Origin of the sequence: Streptomyces sp. DSM 40750 (assembly GCF_024612035.1) — a bacterium.
In the GTDB taxonomy this organism is placed as follows: Bacteria; Actinomycetota; Actinomycetes; order Streptomycetales; family Streptomycetaceae; genus Streptomyces.
The window spans coordinates 9,329,449-9,350,949 of the sequence record NZ_CP102513.1 but is presented as its reverse complement, the minus strand read 5'-3'; the positions used below and the strand labels follow the sequence as shown (position 1 = coordinate 9,350,949).

Sequence of the window (21,501 nt, the reverse complement as noted above, 5' to 3'; positions counted from 1 at the left end):
CGGCGGTGCCGAGCCGTCCAGACCCCGCGACCGCCCCTACGCCGCTCCCCCCTTCGTATCCTTGTCGTCGTCCACGATTTCCGCGTCGACCACGCCCTCTTCCTCGGAGGAGCCCTCGGCGGGGCCGGGGCTCGGTTCGTCGGCCGGGCTGCCGGAGGCGGCGGCCGCGTACATGGCCTGGCCCATGCGTTGGCTGACGGTCGCCAGTTTTTCCGTGGCGGTGCGGAGGGCGGCGGTGTCCTCGGGGGCTTCCAGGAGGCGCTTCACGTCGGTGATGGCGGACTCGACCTCGGCGCGGGTGTCGGCGGGGACGCGTTCCTCGTTGTCGCGGAGGAACCTCTCGGTCTGGTAGACGAGTTGCTCGGCCTGGTTGCGGGTCTCGGCGGCCTCGCGGCGCCGCCGGTCGTCGTCGGCGTACTGCTCGGCCTCCCGCATCATGCGGTCGATGTCGTCCTTGGGGAGGGCGGAGCCGCCGGTCACCGTCATCTTCTGTTCGCGGCCGGTCGCCAGATCCTTCGCCGACACGTGCATGATGCCGTTCGCGTCGATGTCGAAGGCCACCTCGATCTGCGGCACCCCGCGCGGCGCCGGCGGCAGTCCGGTGAGGTCGAAGACGCCCAGCTTCTTGTTGTACGCCGCGATCTCGCGCTCGCCCTGGTAGACCTGGATGCCGACCGACGGCTGGTTGTCGGCCGCCGTCGTGAAGATCTCCGAACGGCGGGTGGGAATCGTCGTGTTGCGTTCGATCAGCTTCGTCATGATGCCGCCCTTGGTCTCGATCCCCAGGGACAGCGGGGTGACGTCAAGGAGCAGCACGTCCTTCACGTCGCCGCGGATGACACCCGCCTGGAGCGCGGCGCCCACGGCCACCACCTCGTCGGGGTTCACGCCCTTGTGCGGGTCCTTGCCGGTGAGTTCCTTCACCAGGTCGGTCACGGCGGGCATCCGCGTCGAGCCGCCGACGAGGATGACATGGTCGATCACGGCGAGCTTCACCCCCGCGTCCTTGACGGCCTGGTGGAAGGGCGTCTTGCAGCGATCGAGCAGGTCGGCGGTCAGCTCCTGGAACTGAGTGCGCGTCAGCTTCTCTTCCAAGTGGAGCGGCCCCTCACCGGAGGCGGTGATGTACGGCAGGTTGATGGACGTCTCGGAGGAGCTCGACAGCTCGATCTTGGCCCTCTCGGCGCCCTCGCGCAGCCGTTGCAGCGCCATCTTGTCGTTGCCGAGGTCGATGCCGTACTGCCCCTTGAACTTCTTGACGAGGTACTCGACGACCCGCTGGTCCCAGTCGTCACCCCCGAGGTGTGTGTCACCGTTGGTGGCCTTGACCTCGATGACCCCGTCGCCGATCTCCAGGAGCGAGACGTCGAAGGTGCCGCCGCCGAGGTCGAAGACGAGGACGGTCTGCTCCTCGCCCCGGTCCAGGCCGTAGGCGAGGGCCGCGGCCGTGGGCTCGTTGATGATCCGCAGGACCTTCAGGCCCGCGATCTCCCCCGCCTCCTTGGTCGCCTGCCGCTGGGCGTCGTCGAAGTACGCGGGCACGGTGATGACGGCGTCGGTGACGTCCTCCCCGAGATACGACTCGGCGTCCCGCTTCAGCTTCTGCAGGACGCGCGCGGACAGTTCCTGGGCCCGGTAGCGGGTGCCGTCCACGGACCCCTGCTCGGGGAAGCGCCAACTCCCGTCCCCCATATGGCGTTTGACGGAACGGGCGGTGCGCTCCACGTTCGTCACGGCCTGCCGCTTGGCGACCTCGCCCACGAGGACCTCGTCGTTCTTGGCGAACGCCACCACGGACGGTGTTGTCCGCTGCCCCTCCGCGTTGGCGACGACGGTCGCTTCGCCGCCCTCCAGTACGGCCACCACCGAGTTCGTCGTACCGAGATCGATCCCGACCGCACGTGCCATCGCCGTCTCCTTCCCGCAAGGTTCCGCCAGGTGTGTTCCCACCTCCAGCACAAAACTTGAGTGGGCTCTTGTCAATGGGGCGTGCGGCGGTCTAGGAGCGTCTGCGGACCGCGTGCAGGAGGCGCAGTGTCCCGCTGACCGTGCCGAAGAGCAGGCGCCAGGACCACCGGTCGACCGCCGTGCCGACCGCGTTCGCCGTCACCACGGCGGCGTGCGAGACGGTGTGTTTCAGCAGCTTGCTGTCCTTCTCGCCGGTGTAGGTCTCCGCCGAGATCCGGCAGGCGTCGAGGAGTTCCTCGACGGTTTCCGGATCGACCTGCTCGGCGGGGCCCGGGTACCGCTTGCGGTAGAGCTCCAGGAAGCCGTCCGCGGCGCGGGCGCCACCCGCCTTCTGGTCGGCCTCGGCCTCTGCGGCGACACAGGGTAGCTCCTCGGCCACGATCAGCCGTTGCAGACCGGCGGCCACCCACATCGACGTCAGCGGAAGGCTGTCGGGCAGCTCGGCGTCGCCGCCGGCCGTGAGGAAGCCCAGCTCGGCGGGCTCCCCTTCGCGCCCGGTGGTGAACACCCCGGGCGGTTCTCCGGGACCCGCGATCTCCCTCAGCCGCCGCTCGACGGGCACCCCTTCCTCCGCGAGCCGCTTCAGCCACTTCGGGGCGAGCAGGACGTGGACGAGCCAGCCGGCACCGTCCAGTCGTCCCCACATCCAGTCGTTGGCCCGCCATGACCTCTTGAAGAAGGCGCCGAAGTGATGGAGTTGCAGACCGGTGAGCTTCGCGGCGGCGAGCCGGCGCGTCTCGTCGAGCAGGGTCCGGGTGTCGGCACTCATCTGCACCAGCTCCACGCGCTGGCGGGCGGCGGGCTCCTCCGGAAAGATCACGCGCTGGGCTGCGAGCAGATCGGCCAGCCGCCGGGCCACCTCATCGGCCGGCAGCGGACGCTCCGGATCGGACCCGGTCAGACAGGCCAGCAGAATCCGCCACTCCGCGTCCTCGTCCCCCGCGCCGCCCTCCGCCCCGAGAGTCAGCGACCGCGTCTCCAGAATGGCGGCGACCATCGTCGACCAGGCCTTCGTCAGCAGCCGCAGCTCACTCTCGGACGGCAGTTGCGCGGCGACGGCGTCCACCCAGCCGGGTGCCCGGGTCACGGCGCCCACGGGATCGGGGTCCGCCGGGGCGCCGCCCAGCGCCGTCTCCACGGCCGACCGGATCCGCGTACGCAGGATCAGATCGGTGCGGGCGGGCACGGCGGCGTGCACGCGTCCGACCCGTCGCTCCGCCTCCGCCCGTGTGTCCCCCGACGCCCCGACACAGCTCTCCCGGAGCAGCCGCAGCACGGTGGCCTTGGCCACGTCGAGCAGCGGCCGGCCGAACCGGCCCAGCGCGCGGAAGAGCGCGTCGCCCTCCGGCAGGGTCGCCGGCGGTGGATCGCCGCTCTCGATCACGGCGACCGCCGCGGCCGTCAACCGCTCCAGGTCCGCGCCGAAACCGACCGGTCGGCCGTTCGAAGTGGCTCCCCTGGCGATCAACTGGCCCAGGGTCTCGTCGGCGACCGTGCGGGCCAGGGCCCGGACATGGACGTCGCGGTGTTCCCGGTGGAGGTCGTCGCCGCCGAGGTCGGCGCCCCTCGCCGCCATCCGGGCGAGCCTCGTCTCGGCCCGCAGCCGGCTCGTGACGCGCGCGTTGTGGGCGGCGAGGGCGCTCAGCTCGGCGCTGACGGTCTGTGAGGTGACGACGCCGAAGACCTTCAGCAGCGTCGGACCCAGCGGCGGCACCGCGTCGGGCCGCGGGGGCGGGGTCGGGGCGGGGGAGCCGGACTCGCCGTCGGGCGACGGGACGACGTAGGCGAGGACCCGGCGCACCTCGCGGCTCGCCGGCCGGTCGAAGACCGCCTGCAGGGCCGGTCCGATCGGCCGGTTGGCCAGCAGCCCGCCGTCGGCGCAGAACTGCGTCCGGGGCAGCCGGGGCAGGTACGGGCTCATGTCGGGGCGCTCGTGCGTGGGGTCGCCAGTGGGGATGTACGCGGGCTCGAAGGCCACGGGGTAGGAGGCGCTGGAGCGGGCCGCCCGGGCGAGCGGTCCGAGCACCCGGTCGTCGGCGAGATCGGTGGAGGTGAACCGGAACAGTCCCCGGTGGTCGGTGTCGCGGAGGACGCTGCCGTAGTCGTCCCGGAAGGGGCGCGGCATGCCGTCCAGGAGTGTGGTGGTGATGAAGACCTGGGTGGGATCCGGGTCGCCGCCCGTGTGGACGCCGCCGTCGAGCCCGTCGACGGGTGCCCCGAGCACCGCCCGCAGCCCTTTGTCCAGCCCTTTCAGCAGGCCGTCCTCGCCCTTGAGGAGGGACGTCGGCGCCGGCTCGGAGAGGTCGCGCAGCAGACTGCCCAGCGCCCCCTCGTCCAGCCACAGCGACCGCAGTCCGCCCAGGTCGCAGCCGCGTCGGTTGGCCAGTCCGAGGACGGCCGCGTTGATCCCGCCGGCGCTGGTGCCGGAGAGCACGTCGACGCTGACGTCGAGCCGCAGCAGATCGAGCAGCTGCTTGTAGCGGGCGCGGACGAGTCCGTCGGGCGAGTCCGTCGGGGCCGCACGCGCGGCCGTCGTCAGAAGGTTGAGTTCCCTGGCCACGCCGCCCATCCACACGGCGAGGCTGAGGCCGCCGGTGAAGGCCACCGCCAGCCGAAGCTCCACGTCGGCTCCGGACCGTTCGTCGTCACCCATGCGCTCAATGTGCTCGCTACGGGCCACCCGCGCATCCGGGACGGCGGCGTCCGCTCGGGAGCCGTATCACCGCGACAGCCGGACAAGTGCCCTGGAGAGGCGACCTGTCCGGCGTCGGGACCCGCGGGTCAGGCCAGTTCGGCCGTCAGGGTGATGGTCGTGCCGGTCAGGGCCTGGCTGACCGGGCAGTTCTTCTTGGCGCCCTCGGCCGCCTCCTGGAAGCCGGCCGCGTCCAGGCCGGGGACCTCGCCGCGGACGGTGAGGTGGATGCCGGTGATGCCCTCGCCGGGCTGGAACGTCACGTCGGCCTTCGTCTCCAGCCGGGTGGGCGGGGTGCCCGCGCCCGTGAGGCCGTGGGAGAGCGCCATGGAGAAGCAGCTGGAGTGGGCGGCCGCGATCAGTTCCTCGGGGCTGGTCTTGCCGTTCGCCTGCTCCGCGCGCGACGGCCACGACACCGGCTGCGAACCGATGCCGGAGGAGTCGAAGGTGACGGTGCCGCTGCCCTTGAGGAGCTCGCCCTCCCAGACCGTGTGTGCGGTGCGCGTGGTTGCCACGATGAGTCCTTTCTGTGGGGTCCCGTCGCCGGGTTCCGTGACCCCCATCCGATCACACTCCGGCGCCTCCGAGGCTCATCTCACTCTGAACACCGGCCCACGCGCGGTGAACGGCAGGCGAGCACCCTGTGGAATCAGATAGGCGTGCTCGCGCCGCACCCGCAGGACGTCGCACCAGCCGTCCGTGATGACGAGAACGGGCGCGCCGGGCGGGAAGTCGTCGGCCCGGTGCAGCAGGTCGATGCCCGGCTGCAGCACCGTGCCGCCGCGCCCGTGGACGCGGACGCGCCCGGCGATCTCGGTGACCGGCAGAAAGCCCGCGTCGTGCGGGGCCGCGTCGCAGAACACGACCCGGGCGGCGGGTACGTCACGGGCCGCGGCGTACGAGGCGATCGCGCCCAGCGCCTTGCCGAGCAGCGCCCGGTCCATGGAACCGGAGGTGTCGAGGACGACGCCGAAGGTGCAGCGGGCGATCTCCTCGGGCGGGAAGTACCGTCCGGCGCGCGGGATGTCGGGGGTGGCCGACTGGCGGCGCGAGGGGCGCGCGTAGGTCCGTGCGGCCTGCGGGCTGGGCACGAACTCGTCGAACCAACGGGCGAGTTGGGCGTCCCAGGGCAGCGGCGGGTGGCTCAGGGCTCGGATCTCCTCGACCAGACCGGCGGGCAGGAGGCCACGCTCCTGCCGCTCGTGCAGGTCGAATCCCCGGGCGAGGCCCCGGCGGTAGAACTCGTCGAGGTCCACGTAGTCGCGGGGCGAGCCGAGCGGGCCGCCGAGGATGTCACCGGCGCCCTTGCCGCGCGGGGTGGACAGCCGGCGCATCCGGCGCAGGTCGCCGACGATCCGGTCGTACACCTCCTCGGCCGACAGCCCGGCCAGCGCGGCGTCGTACAGCAGCCCGTCGGGCATGGTCCCTACCTGCATCTCGCGCAGCCAGTCGTTGATGACGTAGTCGGCGGCGATGTTGAACAGATACGGGTCGCGGGTGCCGCAGCGGTCGCCGTGGCGCAGGGCGGCGTGCAGCATCTCGTGGGCGAGGATGAACCGCCATTCCTCGTCCTCGAACTGGCGGAGCGGGTTGATGTAGATCTCGCCGGCCTCCGCGTCGACGGCCGCGATGGCGATGCCGTGGGCGTGGGCGAGTTCGGCGTCGGCGACGATCCGGATGCCGGCCGCGATGCCGCCGAGCAGCGGGTAGGAGGAGATGAACCAGCTCAACGCCTTCTCCCAGGGCCGCTTCCGGGTCGCCTCGTCGTCGAGGGAGTCGCGGCGGCCGCCCGCCATGTCCATCGCGGCGGACATGGTGCGGGTGAGGGCGTGCGCGAAGGCGAGCTGCCAGTCCGGGGGTTGGGCCTGCCCCCAGCCACCTTCCCAGGGCATGAGCAGCAGGTCGTGTTCCCCGCCGGCCGTGCCGCAGCGCTCGTACGCCGTCGGGAGGCCGTCGCGGCGCCAGCGGGCGGCGAGCTGCTCCTCGTCGCCGTCCGGATAGGTGGCGGGCAGGTTCTCGGGCGTCAGGCCGATGGGGAAGGTGAGCAGGAAGCGGTTGACGACCACACAGCGGGCCGCGAGGGCGAAGCGGTCCGGCTGCTCGCGCTCGCCCTTGGCCACCGGGGCATGTCCGAAGCCGAGATGGATGGCGGCGTGGGCGACGGCCCAGGCCCAGGCCTCGGGGGCGGCCAGCCGGTCGGGGTGTGCGTGCACCATGCCCTCGGAGTCGACCCGGACGAGGCCGTCGCGGGGCGCCAGGTCGCACTCCTCCTGACGGCACGTGGCGAACCCGACGGCCCGCAGCGCGGGGTTGGCCCGCACCATCGCCATCCCCGCCTCGAACGCCTCGGTGGCGAGGTCCCGCTTCTTCTTCCCCTTGCCCTGCTGCCTCTTCCCGCCGGCCCGGCTCACCGCCGCGCCTCCACCAGCCGGGGCATGTCCCGGGCCGCCTCGACGAGGAACCAGGCGGGCAGTACGGGGTTGCCGTCGGCGTCGGAGGCGATGACGGTCTGGGCGACCTCGACGGAGATCTCGGCGAGCTGCACCAGCAGGGACTTGGCGCGGTACGCGGTCTGCCGCCCGTTCTCCGACATGTGCTGCTTGCTCGCGGGCAGCTCCTTGATCAGCCGGCCGCGGAAGGAGTCGGCGAGGTAGTACAGCAGGTCGCGGTCCTCCACGCGGTGGGGCCAGCCGGCCTCTCCCTTGAGGATCGCCTCGATGCCGAACCGGCTGCGGACGATCTTGACGTAACCGCAGAAGGCGACCGCGTGCGCGGGTGTCAGTGTGCCGTGCGCGAGGACCTTCAGGGTCTCCTCGTCGAGGTCGCGCCCGAAGGAGTGCAGCGCGTCGGAGAGCATGTGCCAGGAGCGGGGCGTGGAGAACGGCTCCTCGGTCTTCGGCGGCTTGGACCACAGGTGGTCCGGGCGGTCGGTGAGGTGGTCCAGGATCCAGGGGTGGATGCCGCTGCCCGCGGCCCACGCCAGCCAGTCCTTCGCCGACGCCTCCAGATGGACGTGGGTGAGGCGGTTGACCAGGGCGGAGGCGATGGGGCGGGCGAGGGCGTTGTCGGTGGCACGGTTGCCGGCGCCGATGACGATCGACCCCTTCGGCAGCTCGTAGTTGCCTATACGCCGGTCCAGGATCAGGGAGTAGAAGGCCTTCTGCACATCCGGGGTGGCCGCGTTCAGCTCGTCCAGGAACAGGCAGTACGGCTCGTCGCGGGCGATCGCCTCCGGCGGGCAGAACACCGAGCGCCCGTCACGGATCTGCGGTACGCCCATCAGGTCCTCCGGCGCGAGCTGCGTGCCGAGCAGGCTCACGCACTCCAGGCCCAGCGACTCCGCGAAGGACCTGACCAGGGAGGACTTGCCGATGCCGGGGGCGCCCCAGACGAAGACGGGGCGCACGGTGGCGAGGCCCAGAAGCAACTCGGGGAGACGGGAAGGGGTGACGGTGGCGACTGCCTGCAAGGCGGGGGCTCCTGGGGTTGTCCTCCGGACGATGCGAACAGTGTGGGTGACCTCTTCGCGGGAGCGCAGCCGATTTTCTGTGGGGCGGGTGCCTAGGCGTCTGCCGGGTTCTGTTCTTCGGCGGGTGCGGATTCGTCGGGGCTGGTCGCGCGGTTCCCCGCGCCCCTTTGGGGCGCGCTGGTGTGGGCCAGGGGTACTTGGGGGCCGTTCGCCTCGCGCAGCCATCGCCTCAGTACTCGGTGGATCTGCTCAGCGCCGACCAGTTCCTCGTCGTCCTCCACCGGGTCGGAGAGCACCAGCGGGGACATGAGGAAGGGGCGGGCCTGGCAGCCGCCGAGGCCGCCGTGGGAGCCGATCTGTTCCTCGAAGGCGAGGACTTCGCCGTCGGCCGGGTCGTACCAGGAGTTGACCATGATGTCGGCGACGTGCGGGAAGCCGTGCGTGCGGCGTACGGCTTCGGCGGCGCCCGGGCCGAAGTCGGCGAGGGGGCCCGGGTGTGCGTCGCTCAGCTCGTCGACCGGGATCTCCGCGCCGTGCGCGCCGAGCACGAGACCGCCGTGCTCCTCGCTGCGGACGAGGACGAAACCGATGCCCGGGTGGTTGGCGAGCGTGGAGAGCAGGGCCGGGTGGCGGGCGTCGATCTCCTCGCGGCTCATCCGGTGCGGCACGTCGGGGAAGGAGACCAGGCCGAGGTTGCCGGAGGCGAGGACGATCGGCTCGGAGCGACGCGTCGGCCGGTACTCCTCCACACCCTCCTCCACGGGGATGCGCAGCGCGGCCCGTACCGCCGCCCGTGCCTCGGCGCCGCTGTGGGTGCGCTGGGCGCGGCGCGGTACGGGCAGGCCGCAGCCGGCGCGGACCAGGTTGCCGAGGGTGAGGCCGTAACGGCCGAGGAAGGTCTCGCCGGGGCTCTGGCCGTGGTCGGAGAGGAGCACGATCCGGTAGGCGCGCGGGGCGTGTTCGGCGACCTGGGCGATCAGCGCGAGGGAACGGTCGAGGCCTTCGAGGACCTTCGCGGTGTCCCGGCTGTGCGGGCCGGAGTGGTGGGCGACCTCGTCGTACGCCACCAGGTCCGCGTAGATCGCCGCGCGGCCGGCGAACATGTCCCCGATCACCGCGGAGACGACGACGTCGCGCTCGACGACGGTCGCGAAGGCGCGGATGAACGGGTAGAGCCCGCCGCGCTTGACGCGGGGCCGCTGCTTGGCGAACCGGGCGCGGGTGGACTGGCCGATCTCCCGCAGGACGTCCGCGACGAAGGACATGGCGGTGCGGACGGCGTTGGCGGGGTCGGAGAAGTAGGCGAAGTACCCGGCGCGGGAGCGGTTCTGCCTGCCCCGGCGGGCCGCGATCGACAGGACGAGCGCGAGCTGGTCGGCGCCGCCGCTGAAGAGGTTGCCGCGGCTGGCGCCGTCGACGGTGAGCAGTCCGCCGTCGCCGGTGCGGTCGATGGCCCGGCGCTGGAGTTCGGCGGCGTTGGCGGGCCGGTTGCAGACCATCACCTCCCGGCGGTCCTTCTCGTACCAGCGGAAGGCCGGCACGTCGTGGTTGGTGCCGTGCAGGATGCCGAGTTGGCTGGCGCCGGTCTGGCTGGACCAGTCGGTGCGCCACGGGGTGAGCCGGTGGGTGGGCCGGTGGGTGGGCCGGGGGCGCAAGGTCCCGTCCGACGGTCGGCCGAGCCAGGTGGCCACGGTCGGCATGAGCCCCTTCTCCGTCGCCGCCTCCAGCACGTCGTGGCCGACGCCGTCGAGTTGGAGGAAGAGGGTGCCGGGTCCGGCGGGTCCCGGACGGCCCTCGGCGTGCCTGCGGCGGCGGTCGGCCAGCCGGTACAGACGGCGCCGGTACGCGTCGTCGTCCCGTACGGCGAGGGCACCGCCGGTGGCGGAGGCGACGGCGGACATCACCGCGGCGACCACCACGGCGGTCTCGGGCGCGGCCTCGCCCTGCCCGGAGGGGCTGATCCACAGCGCGACGAGGAGCAGCGAGCCGTTGAGGAAGAAGACGAGCAGGCCGAGAACGAGCGCCGGTACGAGCAGCAACGCCCGGACCAGCAGCGGCCACACGAGCGAGGACAGGAGGCCGAACACCCCGGCCCCCAGGGCCGCGGTCACTCCGATCTGTGTGGCGCTCTCACCGGTCCGGGACTGCAGCCGGAAGTCGGGCAGCGCCCCCGCGAGCACCAGCATCGTCAGCGTGGACACCGCCCACACGGCCAGCATCCGCCAGACCCCGCTCAGCACCCTCCGCCAACGCCCACCGCCCACGCCCGGCCACCTCACGTCCTGGTCCTGCGCCCAGCCTGTCACAAGGGGTGCGAGCGCCGGAGCGGCGTCCTGGGTGGCACGGGGGCGCTCCGCGGCAGGGGCGGGGCACGGTCCGGGAACGGCTCGGAGCCTGCTGTGCGTTGCGGACTGCGGGTTCGTCGTGGCTGGTCGCGCCCACGCGGCGGAGCCGCACATGGACACAGCCCCGCGCCCCTTCCAGGTGATTCGGCGCTTGGAAGGCGCGGCCTCCACAGCTCAACGGCCGTCGTAGCCCGCTGTCGGCATCGACAGGCGGCGGTGGACGCTGGCCTTCATCTGGGCGTCGTAGGCGGGTTCCGCGTGGCCGACGGTCTCGACGCGGATGCCGCGGCGGGCGCACTCGGCGGTGAAGTCGTCGACGGAGGCGAGGGCGCGTTCCAGGACGCGGCGACTGGGGGCGACGAAGAGGTCGACGAGGCCGGCGTCGACGTCGGCCCACAGGGCGCCGTGGTCGGCGCGCAGAGCGCGTACGAGCAGCTCGCGCGTCACCACATAGCCGCGCTCGGCGGCCCAGCGGGCGCACATGGCGTGCTGGCTGCGGGAGTCGACCAGGAAGGGATCGGCCTCCAGCTCCTCCAACGGCGTCAGGCTCGCTATGGCCGCGACCCGCACGACGGCTCCACGCGGGGCCGCTCCACCACAGCCGCGAGCCGCGTCCGGGCACGCCGTACCGTAGGCGCCCCCCTTGTCTCCCTTGTCTCCCACGGTGTCCCCCTCAGACCCAGGCCGCAGACCCTACTCCAGCACGTACGCTCGGGGGAGTAGCGTGAAGGAGGCGAACGGAGTGCCGGTGGAGATCACCTGGTGGGGTCATGCGACCTGCACCGTGGAGGACTCGGGCACGCGGGTGCTCACCGACCCCCTCTTCACGCGCCGGCTCGCGCATCTGCGCAGGCGCCGGGGTGCGCCGCCCCCGCCGGAGGCGGCGGTCGCGGATGTCGCGCTGGTGTCGCATCTGCACGCCGACCATCTGCACGTCCCCTCGTTGGCCCGGCTCGCCCCGGGTACGCGGCTGGTGGTGCCGAAGGGCGCGTCGCGCCAGGTGCCGCGGCTGCGCAGGCTGGCGCATCTGCGGCTCTCCGAGGTGGCGCCCGGGGACGAGATCAGGGTCGGTGACCTGGTCGTACGCGCCGTGCCCGCGCGGCACGACGGGCGGCGACTGCCGGTCGGGCCGCATCGTTCGCCCGCGCTCGGCTACGTCATCGAGGGCGACACGCGGACGTACTTCGCCGGGGACACCGGGCTGTTCGAGTCGATGGCCAAGGAGGTCGGGCCGGTCGACGTGGCACTGCTGCCGGTAGGCGGCTGGGGACCGTACCTCGGCGAGGGCCATCTGGACGCGGGGCGCGCGGCGGAGGCGCTTGCGCTGCTCGCGCCCCGGAGCGCGGTGCCGGTGCACTACGGCACGTACTGGCCGATCGGCATGGACGCCGTGCGCCCCCATGAATTCCACGCCCCCGGCGAGGAGTTCGTACGCCTCGCCGCAGCACGCGCCCCCGAGGTGGCCGTGCACCGGCTCGGGCACGGGGAGAGCGTACGGCCGGGAGCGGCGCGATGAGACGGCGGCCGGCCGAGGTCGGGGAGGACATCCGGTGATCGTGCTGGCCGCCGTGAGCAGCCCCCTGCCGCACGAGTCCACGCAGCAGGCGATCGGCTATCCGACGCTGTTCCTGCTGGTGCTCGTCGGGGCGCTGGTGCCGGTGGTGCCGACGGGGGCGCTGGTCAGTTCGGCGGCCGTGGTGGCGTTCCATCAGACGGCGCCGTTCGCGCTGTTGCTGGTGTTCGTGGTGGCGTCGGCCGCCGCGTTCCTCGGGGACGTCGCGCTGTACTGGCTGGGGCGGCGCGGGATGGGCTCGAAGAACGGTTCGCGCTGGCTGGAGGCGATCCGCCGCCGGGCGCCGGAGGACCGGCTGACCCAGGCCCAGGCGAAGCTCGACGCCCACGGGGTGACCGTGCTGGTGCTGTCCCGGCTGATGCCGGCCGGGCGTCTTCCGGTGATGCTGGCGTGTCTGCTGGCGAGGATGCCGTTGCGGCGGTTCGCGCGGGGGAATCTGCCGGCGTGCCTCGCGTGGGCCGTGACGTATCAGTTGATCGGCATTCTGGGTGGGTCGCTGTTCGCGGAGCCGTGGGAAGGGGTGTTGGCGGCGGTTGTGTTGACGTTGCTGATCAGTGTGGTGCCGAGTGTGTGGCGACGGGTGGTCCGCTGAGAGCTCGGGGCTTGGTGTGCGTTGCGGGCCGCGGGTTCGTCGTGGTTGATCGCGCCCACGCGGCGGAGCCGCACATGTCACAGCCCCGCGCCCCTGAAGACGGGGCGCGGGTGCTCCACAGCTGAGTCAGGGCAGTACTCGGGATCCGCCCACCGGTAGGTCCCACAGGTTCTCGCGCGGCAGCCCGGCCGCCGTCCACGCCGCCCTCACCCGCGTCAGGGGTTCCAGTACCGGTTCCGCCGACAGCACGAACGCGGCCCAGTGCATGGGGGCCATGCGGTGGGCGCCCAGATCCTGGAAGGCGCGTACCGCCTCCTCCGGGTCGCAGTGGACGTCGCTGAGCCACCAGCGGGGGTCGTAGGCGCCGATCGGGAGGAGGGCCAGGTCGATGCCGGGGTAGCGGCGGCCGATGAGGGAGAACCAGTGGCCGTAGCCGGTGTCGCCGGCGAAGTAGAGGCGATGCCCGTCGGGTGCCGTGAGGACCCAGCCGCCCCACAGCGAGCGGCAGGTGTCGGTGAGGGTGCGCTTGGACCAGTGGTGGGCCGGGACGAAGTCGAAGCGGACGCCGTCGAGTTCGGCCGCCTCCCACCAGTCCAGCTCGGTGACGCGGCCGAACCGGCGCCGCCGGAACCAGCGGCCGAGTCCGGCCGGCACGAAGACCGGGGTGTCGCGCGGGAGCCTGGACGTGGTGGGGGCGTCGAGATGGTCGTAGTGGTTGTGGCTGATGACGACCGCGTCCACGCGGGGCAGCGCGTCCCAGGCGATGCCGACGGGGGTGATCCGGGCGGGGGTGCCGAGGATACGGCGGGACCAGACGGGGTCGGTGAGGACGGTGAGCCCGCCGATCCGCACCACCCAACTCGCGTGTCCGGCCCAGGAGACGGCGACGGTACGCGTGTCCACGCGGGGCAACGGGCCGGGCTCGTACGGCAGTCGCGGGATGTCGACGAGGCCCTCGGCCCCCGGCCGGATCGAGCCCTCGCGGGCGAAGCGGGCGAAGGCCTTCAGGCCGGGCAGGGGTGTGGTGAGCCGGTCGGCGAAGGACCGAGGCCAGCGGCGGCGTTCGCCGAGCGGGCGGGGCTCGGCGAGCGGCGGGGGCGTGAGGGGGCGGGCGAAGGGTGACGTGGACGGTGACATGGACGCCGGGTCGTCGGTGTCCTCAGTGGTCGTCGCGGAGGTGTCCTCGGTGGTCGTCGCCGAGGTGGTCGCTGAGGGGGTCGACTCGGACTGCTGCGTCATCGAGGAGGCTCCCGTCGCTGAGCGTCGTCAGGAAGGATCGTCGTCGCTGAAGGCCGCTAGAGGTTGCTGAGGGTGGCTGTCACTGACGTCGCCGAAAAGCTGGTCGAGGCGGCGTCGGCCGGAGAACCCTCGTCATCGAAGATCCTCGAAAGCCGCTCCGAAAAGTGTCAAGGCGCGTTCCACATGAGGTAGTTCCAGGGGATCCGGCGCGGCGAGGACTTCCGCCCGCTCCGCGTCGGTGGTGCCGAGGAACGTATCGGTCGACAGCCGGACGCGCAGCTCGCCGAGGTCGTCCCCGAACCGGTGGCCGCCGGGCGCGGGCATCCCCAGCCGGGCGGTGAGGAAGTCCTCCGCCTCCTGGGCGTCGCCGACGCCGTGCGCGGCGAGTGCCGAGCGCAGCGGGGCCAGGTCGGCGTACAGATGACGACCGGCGCGCGGCGGCAGCGCGAGCGCCCCGGCGGTCACCACGGCCCGGTGCGCGGCGGCGGCGACCCGCCCGTGCAGGCGTACGGCGGCGGCGAGCCGTTCGGTGACGGGGGCGGGCTCGTCGAGCGCGTACGCGGCGGCCGCGGCGACCGGGGTGGCGACGCGGGCGCCGAGCGCGGTGAGCACATCGAGGACCCGGTCGCGCAGCCCCGTCCCCTCCCCGTTGGCCGGGAAACGGGCAATGGCGGCGGGCCAGCCGGGCGGCAGGAAGGGGCCGGCGAGGTCGGTGACGACGGTGACCCGGTCGGGCAGCATCTCGGCGGGGCTGAGCAGCACGGTGTCGTGCGGGTCGTGCAGGGTGTCGCGCCAGGTCTCGTCGCTGACCAGGTGCAGCCCCTCGCCCATGGCCGCCTCCATGGTCTCGTGCACCAGCTCGGGCGGGGCCACGGTGGCGGTCGGGTCGTCCGCGACGCACAGCACGAGCAGCCGGGGGTCGCCGCCCTCGGCCCGGATCCTGCGCACGGTCTCCAGGAGCGCGTACGGGTCCGGCACACCCCCGCATTCGGCGGGCGTGGCCACATGGAACACGGATCTGCCCAGCGCCCGCGCCTGGGGCTCCCACCAGGCGGCACAGGGCCGTGGGAGCAGGACGTCGCCGCCGATCGCGGCGGTCAGCGCGAGGAGCAGGGCGGGGGCGCCGGGGGCGGCGACGGCCCTGTCCCGTTCGGTGGGCAGTCCGCGCCGGTCCCAGTAGCCGCAGGCGGCGTCCAGGAGCGCGGGAGAGCCGCCCGGGGGTACGGCGTGGGGGTGGGCCGCGGCGGCGGAGAGCACGGAGGCCAGTTCCGGCAGGAGGGGCAGTCCCTGGGCGGGAAGGGGCGGGCCGAAGCGGACTGGACCGTGCCCTTCCGGATCCGTCCGCCGCATGTGTGCCTCCGCGCAGTCGTGGTGCCTCGTTCGGCGCTTCGCGCTCCGGGATGTCGATCGTCCCCCGTCACGCCACGGGTGAGGGTGTGCTCCGTTGTGCCACGCGTTGTGCCAGGGAAGGCGCCGTGCACACCCTCGGGCTCTCAGTACCCAGGCTCACGGGCCCCATGGGCACCCGTACGGGTTGCGCCGGTCACAGCGGCGACGGGCGCCGGGTGGGGCGACCGTCCGCGACTCCGGCCGGTCACGGTTCGGGCCGGTCATGGTTCGGGCCGGTCATGGTTCGGGCCGGTCATGGTTCGGGGTGGTCATGGCGTCCACCGGTCCCGGCGGCGCAGTCGGTGCACGGCGGCGCCGAGCGCGCCCGCGATGAGGAGGCCGCCGGCGACAAGGGCCGGGACGGAGTCGGTGAAGGCACCGCCGCCGCCCGCGTGGACGCCGTGCTGGACCGGCGCGGTGTGGTGCGGGGAGTGATGGGTGGGCTGGTGGGTGGGCTGGTGCTCCGGCTGGTGGGTGGGCTGGTAGTCGGGCTCGTTGGGCTGGTGGTCCGGCTCGTGAGTGGGCTGGTAGTCGAGTTCGTTGAGCTGGTAGTCGGGCTCGTCAGTGGGCTGATGCGTCGGCTGGTCCGTGGGGTCGTGCTCTTCGCCGCCCTGGGAGACGTTGAAGATGGTGTTCCACTGTTCGGCCTCCCCTCCGGGGGCCGTCGGGCAGGTGCCGTCGACGCCCCACTCGGTGGGGGAGCCCGCCTCGTCGGGGCCGACCTCGAAGTCCGCGGCGGGCGCGATCTTGGCGGTTCCCTCGTAGGAGGGGCCGCCCCCGGAGTCGTCGTCGCCGGGGAGGCGTTGCAGTGTGACGGTGCCCTGTTCGAACGCCTGCGAACTGGCGTCGATGGATTCGGGGGCGGGGCCGCCGGTCGGGCCGCAGGCGACGGAGATCGTGAGCGTGCCGCCCGGATCGGCGGTCTGCGGGCTCGCTTCGGCCGCCGAGTCCGCGTACGCGGCCGGGGCGGCGGCGCCCAGGACGGCACCGATCAGGGCGGTGGCGGACAGGACACGGGCTCTGCGGCGCATGGGCGGGGCTCCTTCGGCCGGCTTCGGCGGGCGGGGCACGACCGCCGTGCCCCGCGTCCATCAGAGCGCCGAGCCCGGCGCGGCGCGCGTCGCCGGGCACCATTCGCGGGACGGGGGCGGCCGACCGGGTGACGGTGCGCTCCGCCGTTTCGTTCCGCCGGGGTGGGCCGATGGGCGCCGTGGGAGTGCCGGTCCGTTGCGGGCCGCGGGCCCACCGTGGCTGGTCGCGCGGTTCCCCGCGCCTCAGGGCGCCCCCGCTCGGCTCAGTCGGAAAGTGAGACCAACTCCCTTTCCAAGCCCCTGCCCCTCTTCTTCACCACCGCCGACGCGACGTCCGACAACTTACGGTTGGTGCCCTGGGAGATACGGCGGAGGACCGTGAACGCGGTGTCGGCGTCGCAGCCGAGGACGTGCATGACCATGCCGCAGGCCTGGTCGACGACGGGGCGGGTGCGCAGGGCGACGCCGAGTTGGTCGAGTTCGGTGAGGGCGGCCCGGTAGGAGCGGTCGCGGACGATGCAGGTGGCGGCGAGGTCGCCGAGGGCGCGGGCGGGGCCGTGGGGGGCGCCGTCCAGGGTGTGCGGGCGGAAGCTGTAGAGGCTGAGGGTCACGGTGAGGCCCGAGCGGCGGAAGGGGAGCGTGACGCTGGAGCGTACGCCCGCGTGCAGGGCCACGGCCCGGTACTCCGGCCAGCGTTCCTCCCGCAGCAGGTCGGCGGAGTCGACGGGCTCACCGCGCTCCAGCGCGGCCGGGATCGGCCCGTCGCCCGAGCGCAGTTGGGCGGAGACCAGTCCGGCGAGGTCGGGGTGGGTGACCGCCGCGGAGCGTTCGGTGCCGCGGTCGGACACCAGGCTGCTGGCGCCGCAGCAGTCGTTGGTGCAGCGCGCGGCCTGTTCGACGAGTTCGGAGAGCCTCCTGCCCGGATGCGCCGATTCCGGTGATTCCCTGCCCAGAAGGCCGAGGTGTTCGGTTTCCGGCATAGTGCACGCCTCCTCTTCCGGTCGCCTTCCCGCTCACCTGCGCGGAAAACGAGTCGCCCGCTATCGGTCCGGCCGTCCCCCTGGACGCCTCCCAGGCGTTACGTTCGTCGCATGACGCAGACGGACGAATTCGGTGAGGAACTCGCGGATTTCGTACGCCGCGTCGCGGAGCTCAAGGCGGCCCGCTCGGTGCCGACCGGTGATCTCCCGACCGTGCTGGACGCGGCGATCTTCGAACTCGACCATGTCGCCGACCAGTTGTGGCCCTGGTACGAACGGCTCACCACGTCGGGCCCCTCGGGCGGCGCCTCGTCCGCCGCCCAGGAACACCAGTTGTTGAAGGCCGTCTTCCAATGCCTGCCCCTGCCCGTGGTGTTGGTGGACCGGGAGACGGTGGTGCGCCGCCTCAACCAGGCCGCGACCGCCTTCACGGGCGTACGGTCCGGCTATGCGACGGGCCGTCCGCTCAGCGGGTTCCTCGCCCACGCCGACCGGGCGGCGTTCCGTTCCCAGGCGGCGGCCGTGGCCCGGGGCGAGGGCGACCGCAGCCTCAACGTCCACCTCCAGCAGCGCCCCGCGCTACCGGTTCGCGCCACGCTCACCGCGCTGCGCCCCAGCAGCGAGCCGCGCAACACGGTCCTCGTCGCCCTGCAGCCGGCGGGCGACCTGATGCCCACCGTCGAACCCCGCCGCCCCCTGCCCAACCTCACCGAGACCACCCGCCACGCGGCCCTCATGGACCTGGTGGACGCCATGACCACGGCCCTGCTCACCGCACCCGCCGGGGCGGCCCTCGACCGGGCGGCGCACGTCCTGCACGACCGCTTCGCCGACTGGGTGGTCGCCGACACGGTGGGCCCGGGCCTCACACGTACGACGGTCCTGGCCCCCTCCGAGGGAGAAGCGAAGCTCCTGACGTCCCAGAACCCCGCCACCTGCCCCCTCGTCGTCGACGCCGCCCGAGGCGGCTCCCCCGCCCTGCAGATCCGCCCCGCCGACCCCGACGCCTTCGGCCACGACAGCTCCGGCGCCCCGGTCCTGGTCAGAGCGAACGTGACATCTCTCCTGACCGTCCCCCTGCCGGCCCCGGACGGCCACATCAAGGCCGTCCTCACCCTCTTCCGCGCAGGAGCCCGTCTGGCCTTCTCGATGGCGGAGGCCCAGGCGATGGACACGATGTCCCGCCACATCGCCCTGGCCATGGACAGCCGGGCCCCGTAGGGAGCGCGGGGAACCGCGCGACCAGCCACAACGAACCCGCGGCCCGCGATGGACCCGGCATCCCCATGGCGCCCGACCGCTCAACGGGCGGAGCTACGCCGCATCCCTCATCACCTGGTCACGCAATCGGTCACAGCACCGGCTGATCAACCGCGAGACATGCATCTGAGAGATCCCCAGTTGCTCCGCGATCCGGCTCTGCGTCATGTCGCCGAAGAACCGCATGTACAGAATCGCCCGCTCCCGCTCCGGCAGCGCGGCCAGCCGAGGCTTCACGGCCTCCCGGTCCACCACCGTGTCGAGCGCGGGGTCGGCCGCCCCCAGCGCGTCGCTCAGCGAGTACCCGTCCTCGCTCCCGGGCAGCTCCGCGTCGAGCGACAGCGCCGTGAAGCTCTCCAGCGCTTCGAGCCCGACCTGGACGTCCTCCTCGCTCATGTTCGCGTATGCCGCGATCTCCGCGACGGTGGGCCGTCGGCCGGAAATCGTCTGGGACAGGTCCTGGCTGGCGAACCGCACACGGTTGCGCAGGTCCTGGACCCGGCGCGGCACGTGCAGGGTCCACATGTGGTCCCGGAAGTGCCGCTTGATCTCACCGGTGACGGTGGGTACCGCATAACTCTCGAAGGCGTTGCCGCGCTCGGGGTCGTACCGGTCGACGGCCTTGACCAGGCCGAGCGACGCGACCTGACGCAGGTCCTCGTAGCTCTCGCCGCGGCTGCGGAAGCGTCCCGCGAGACGTTCGGCCATGGGCAGCCACGCTTCGATGATCTGTTCACGCAGAGCGTCCCGCTGCTGGCCGGGGGGAAGCGTGGCCAGCTTCCGGAACGCCTCCGCGGTGTCGGGGGCGTCGTCGTGAGGGTGGTGCTTCGCGTTTGCCTGAGTACGCATGGTGCGTCGCAACTCCCTTGATGGTGCTGGGATGGACGGTCACCGTGGGGGCGCGGACGTGCACAGGGGACGGCACACCCGTGATGGAAACATCGCCTCTTCCACGGACGTGCCTCCTGTCCGAAGCACTGCCATGCGCCTGCCCCGGAGCATGCGGGGCAAACACACACAGGTTTTTCCTCTCGCCGCGGGGTGACTCGGGCGGAAACACCCCGGGAGGTCCAGTATGAGCATCACGGTCGCGGATCACATCTTGCAGCGACTGCGCGATTGGGAAGTCGAACACGTATTCGGCTATCCGGGCGACGGCATCAACGGTCTGCTCGCGGCCTGGGGGCGGGCCGAGGACCGGCCACGGTTCGTCCAGTCGCGCCACGAGGAGATGTCCGCGTTCCAGGCGGTCGGTTACGCGAAGTTCTCCGGCCGGCTCGGAGTGTGCGCGGCGACCTCGGGGCCGGGGGCGATCCACCTGCTCAACGGCCTGTACGACGCCAAGCTGGACCATGTGCCGGTGCTGGCGATCGTCGGGCAGACGCACCGCAGCGCGATGGGCGGCTCGTACCAGCAGGAGGTCGACCTGCACACCCTGTTCAAGGACGTGGCCTCGGACTTCGTCGAGACGGTGACCGTGCCCGAGCAGCTGCCGAACGTCCTCGACCGGGCGATCCGCACCGCGTACGCCCGCCGGGCGCCGACGGCCGTCATCATCCCCGGTGACGTGCAGGAACTTGACTACTCGGCGCCGACCCACGAGTTCAAGATGGTCCCCTCCAGCCTGGGCCGCGGCGCGTGGACGGCGGTGCCCTCGACGGAGTCGGTCGAGCGGGCCGCCGAGATCCTGAACGCCGGGGACAAGGTCGCGATCCTCATCGGGCAGGGTGCGGCCGGGGCCCGGGCCGAGGTGGCGCGGATCGCCGAGCTGCTCGGCGCGGGCGTCGCCAAGGCGCTCCTCGGCAAGGACGCCCTGAGCGACGAACTGCCGTACGTCACCGGCTCGATCGGCCTGCTGGGCACCCGCCCCTCGTACGAGCTGATGCGCGACTGCGACACGCTGCTGACCATCGGCTCGTCCTTCCCGTACTCGCAGTTCCTGCCGGACTACGGCAAGGCGCGGGCCGTCCAGATCGACCTCGACCCGCACATGGTCGGGATGCGCTACCCGTACGAGGTGAACCTGGTCGGGGACGCGAAGGCGACGCTGGAGCGGCTGATCCCGCTGATCGATCCGGAGCGGGGCCGCGAGTGGTACGACGAGGTGTGCGCGGCCGTGGCGCGCTGGCGCGAGGTGACGGCGCGGCGCGCGGAGCTGTCGGCCGACCCGATCAACCCGGAGCTCGTGGCGCACGCCCTCGACCCGCTGTTGCCGGGCGACGCGATGATCTCCTCGGACTCGGGTTCGGCGGCGAACTGGTACGCCCGGCACATCACGATGCGGGACGGCATGCGGGGGTCCCTGTCGGGCACGCTGGCGACGATGGGCTGCGGGGTGCCGTACGCGATCGGCGCGAAGTTCGCCCACCCGGACCGTCCGGCGATCGCCCTGGTCGGAGACGGCGCGATGCAGATGAACGGCATGGCGGAGCTGATCACGGCGGCCAAGTACAAGGACCGCTGGGAGGATCCGCGGCTGGTGGTGGCCGTCTGGAACAACCATGACCTCAACCAGGTGACGTGGGAACTGCGGGCGATGGGCGGCGAGCCGTCCTTCCTGCCCTCGCAGGAGCTGCCGGACGTCCAGTACGCCACCTTCGCGCGCTCGCTGGGTCTGACCGGCATCCGGGTCGAGAAGCCCGAGGACGTCGAGGCGGGCTGGCGGGCGGCCCTGGCGGCCGACGGCCCCGCGGTCGTCGAGTTCCTCACCGATCCGGCCGTGCCGCCGATCCCGCCGCACGCCACCTGGGAGCAGATGGAGGCCACGGCCGCCTCGATCCTCAAGGGCGACGCCGACCGGGCGTCGATAGTCAAGCAGGGCTTCAAGGCGAAGATGCAGGAGTTCCTGCCGGGCCACAAGGAGAGCCACAAGGAGAAGAGCAGGGACAGGAAGTAGGTTTCGTACGGGAGAAGCGCGTCCACGTCATACGGCGTAGGACCCGCGGCTCCAGCCCAGGAGCAGC

The 21,501-nt window shown here is 72.5% G+C and carries 16 protein-coding genes; 4 read left to right on the top strand and 12 right to left on the bottom strand.

The window, feature by feature from the left end; translation table 11 throughout:
- Positions 1 to 36 precede the first annotated feature (36 nt).
- The 7 genes from dnaK to JIX55_RS40970 all read right to left on the bottom strand — a co-directional run bounded on the left by dnaK (position 37) and on the right by JIX55_RS40970 (position 11,137).
- Positions 37 to 1,908 carry a molecular chaperone DnaK gene (gene dnaK / locus JIX55_RS41000; RefSeq protein ID WP_257568269.1) on the bottom strand — a complete coding sequence of 624 codons (1,872 nt, stop codon included), beginning with the start codon at positions 1,906 to 1,908 and terminating at the stop codon, positions 37 to 39.
- Between the two features lie 91 nt (positions 1,909 to 1,999).
- Positions 2,000 to 4,621, bottom strand: coding sequence for a patatin-like protein (locus JIX55_RS40995; protein ID WP_257568268.1), 2,622 nt, complete (start codon positions 4,619 to 4,621; stop codon positions 2,000 to 2,002).
- A gap of 128 nt (positions 4,622 to 4,749) precedes the next feature.
- On the bottom strand, positions 4,750 to 5,175 hold the full coding sequence (locus JIX55_RS40990) for an OsmC family protein (RefSeq protein WP_257568267.1): 426 nt from the start codon (positions 5,173 to 5,175) through the stop codon (positions 4,750 to 4,752).
- 75 nt (positions 5,176 to 5,250) lie between these two features.
- The gene (locus JIX55_RS40985; protein ID WP_257568266.1) at positions 5,251 to 7,071 is read right to left on the bottom strand and encodes a vWA domain-containing protein; all 1,821 of its coding nucleotides are present in this window, start codon (positions 7,069 to 7,071) and stop codon (positions 5,251 to 5,253) included.
- The gene (locus JIX55_RS40980) at positions 7,068 to 8,129 is read right to left on the bottom strand and encodes an ATP-binding protein (protein WP_257568265.1); all 1,062 of its coding nucleotides are present in this window, start codon (positions 8,127 to 8,129) and stop codon (positions 7,068 to 7,070) included. Before JIX55_RS40980 ends, JIX55_RS40985 begins: the two co-directional genes overlap by 4 nt.
- A gap of 92 nt (positions 8,130 to 8,221) precedes the next feature.
- Entirely contained in the window at positions 8,222 to 10,348 is a 2,127-nt protein-coding gene (locus tag JIX55_RS40975; RefSeq protein WP_257569652.1) for a phage holin family protein, read from the bottom strand.
- A gap of 300 nt (positions 10,349 to 10,648) precedes the next feature.
- Positions 10,649 to 11,137: a hypothetical protein gene (locus JIX55_RS40970; RefSeq protein ID WP_257568263.1), complete on the bottom strand. Its 489-nt coding sequence runs from the start codon at positions 11,135 to 11,137 to the stop codon at positions 10,649 to 10,651.
- 79 nt (positions 11,138 to 11,216) lie between these two features.
- On the opposite strand from JIX55_RS40970, the gene JIX55_RS40965 reads away from it, so the two are divergent.
- Both JIX55_RS40965 and JIX55_RS40960 read left to right on the top strand, forming a co-directional pair.
- Positions 11,217 to 11,990 carry an MBL fold metallo-hydrolase gene (locus JIX55_RS40965; protein WP_257569651.1) on the top strand — a complete coding sequence of 258 codons (774 nt, stop codon included), beginning with the start codon at positions 11,217 to 11,219 and terminating at the stop codon, positions 11,988 to 11,990.
- Between the two features lie 34 nt (positions 11,991 to 12,024).
- On the top strand, positions 12,025 to 12,639 hold the full coding sequence (locus JIX55_RS40960; protein ID WP_257568262.1) for a DedA family protein: 615 nt from the start codon (positions 12,025 to 12,027) through the stop codon (positions 12,637 to 12,639).
- A gap of 126 nt (positions 12,640 to 12,765) precedes the next feature.
- Here JIX55_RS40960 and JIX55_RS40955 read toward each other — a convergent pair whose 3' ends face one another.
- The 4 genes from JIX55_RS40955 to JIX55_RS40940 all read right to left on the bottom strand — a co-directional run bounded on the left by JIX55_RS40955 (position 12,766) and on the right by JIX55_RS40940 (position 17,278).
- The gene (locus JIX55_RS40955; protein ID WP_257568261.1) at positions 12,766 to 13,878 is read right to left on the bottom strand and encodes an MBL fold metallo-hydrolase; all 1,113 of its coding nucleotides are present in this window, start codon (positions 13,876 to 13,878) and stop codon (positions 12,766 to 12,768) included.
- 132 nt (positions 13,879 to 14,010) lie between these two features.
- Complete coding sequence (locus JIX55_RS40950; RefSeq protein WP_257568260.1) at positions 14,011 to 15,228, bottom strand: aminotransferase class I/II-fold pyridoxal phosphate-dependent enzyme; 1,218 nt, start codon at positions 15,226 to 15,228, stop codon at positions 14,011 to 14,013.
- A 308-nt stretch (positions 15,229 to 15,536) separates the two neighbouring features.
- On the bottom strand, positions 15,537 to 16,298 hold the full coding sequence (locus JIX55_RS40945) for a hypothetical protein (RefSeq protein ID WP_257568259.1): 762 nt from the start codon (positions 16,296 to 16,298) through the stop codon (positions 15,537 to 15,539).
- 263 nt (positions 16,299 to 16,561) lie between these two features.
- Complete coding sequence (locus tag JIX55_RS40940; RefSeq protein ID WP_257568258.1) at positions 16,562 to 17,278, bottom strand: ANTAR domain-containing response regulator; 717 nt, start codon at positions 17,276 to 17,278, stop codon at positions 16,562 to 16,564.
- Between the two features lie 111 nt (positions 17,279 to 17,389).
- Between JIX55_RS40940 and JIX55_RS40935 the strand changes: the two genes are divergently transcribed.
- Entirely contained in the window at positions 17,390 to 18,499 is a 1,110-nt protein-coding gene (locus JIX55_RS40935; protein ID WP_257568257.1) for a PAS domain-containing protein, read from the top strand.
- Between the two features lie 93 nt (positions 18,500 to 18,592).
- Here JIX55_RS40935 and JIX55_RS40930 read toward each other — a convergent pair whose 3' ends face one another.
- Positions 18,593 to 19,387, bottom strand: coding sequence for an RNA polymerase sigma factor SigF (locus JIX55_RS40930; protein ID WP_257568256.1), 795 nt, complete (start codon positions 19,385 to 19,387; stop codon positions 18,593 to 18,595).
- Between the two features lie 226 nt (positions 19,388 to 19,613).
- Here JIX55_RS40930 and JIX55_RS40925 point away from each other — a divergent pair, with 226 nt between their 5' ends.
- The gene (locus JIX55_RS40925) at positions 19,614 to 21,434 is read left to right on the top strand and encodes a thiamine pyrophosphate-requiring protein (protein ID WP_257568255.1); all 1,821 of its coding nucleotides are present in this window, start codon (positions 19,614 to 19,616) and stop codon (positions 21,432 to 21,434) included.
- The last annotated feature ends 67 nt before the right edge of the window (positions 21,435 to 21,501 follow it).

Coding starts and splice junctions, on each gene's coding strand:
- JIX55_RS40955 (WP_257568261.1), bottom strand. CDS start 13,878: ATGACGCAGCAGTCCGAGTCGACCCCCTCAGCGACCACCTCGGCGACG.
- JIX55_RS40935 (WP_257568257.1), top strand. CDS start 17,390: ATGACGCAGACGGACGAATTCGGTGAGGAACTCGCGGATTTCGTACGC.
- JIX55_RS40975 (WP_257569652.1), bottom strand. CDS start 10,348: ATGCTGGCCGTGTGGGCGGTGTCCACGCTGACGATGCTGGTGCTCGCG.
- JIX55_RS40950 (WP_257568260.1), bottom strand. CDS start 15,228: ATGCGGCGGACGGATCCGGAAGGGCACGGTCCAGTCCGCTTCGGCCCG.
- dnaK (WP_257568269.1), bottom strand. CDS start 1,908: ATGGCACGTGCGGTCGGGATCGATCTCGGTACGACGAACTCGGTGGTG.
- JIX55_RS40995 (WP_257568268.1), bottom strand. CDS start 4,621: ATGGGTGACGACGAACGGTCCGGAGCCGACGTGGAGCTTCGGCTGGCG.
- JIX55_RS40940 (WP_257568258.1), bottom strand. CDS start 17,278: ATGCCGGAAACCGAACACCTCGGCCTTCTGGGCAGGGAATCACCGGAA.
- JIX55_RS40930 (WP_257568256.1), bottom strand. CDS start 19,387: ATGCGTACTCAGGCAAACGCGAAGCACCACCCTCACGACGACGCCCCC.
- JIX55_RS40945 (WP_257568259.1), bottom strand. CDS start 16,298: ATGCGCCGCAGAGCCCGTGTCCTGTCCGCCACCGCCCTGATCGGTGCC.
- JIX55_RS40925 (WP_257568255.1), top strand. CDS start 19,614: ATGAGCATCACGGTCGCGGATCACATCTTGCAGCGACTGCGCGATTGG.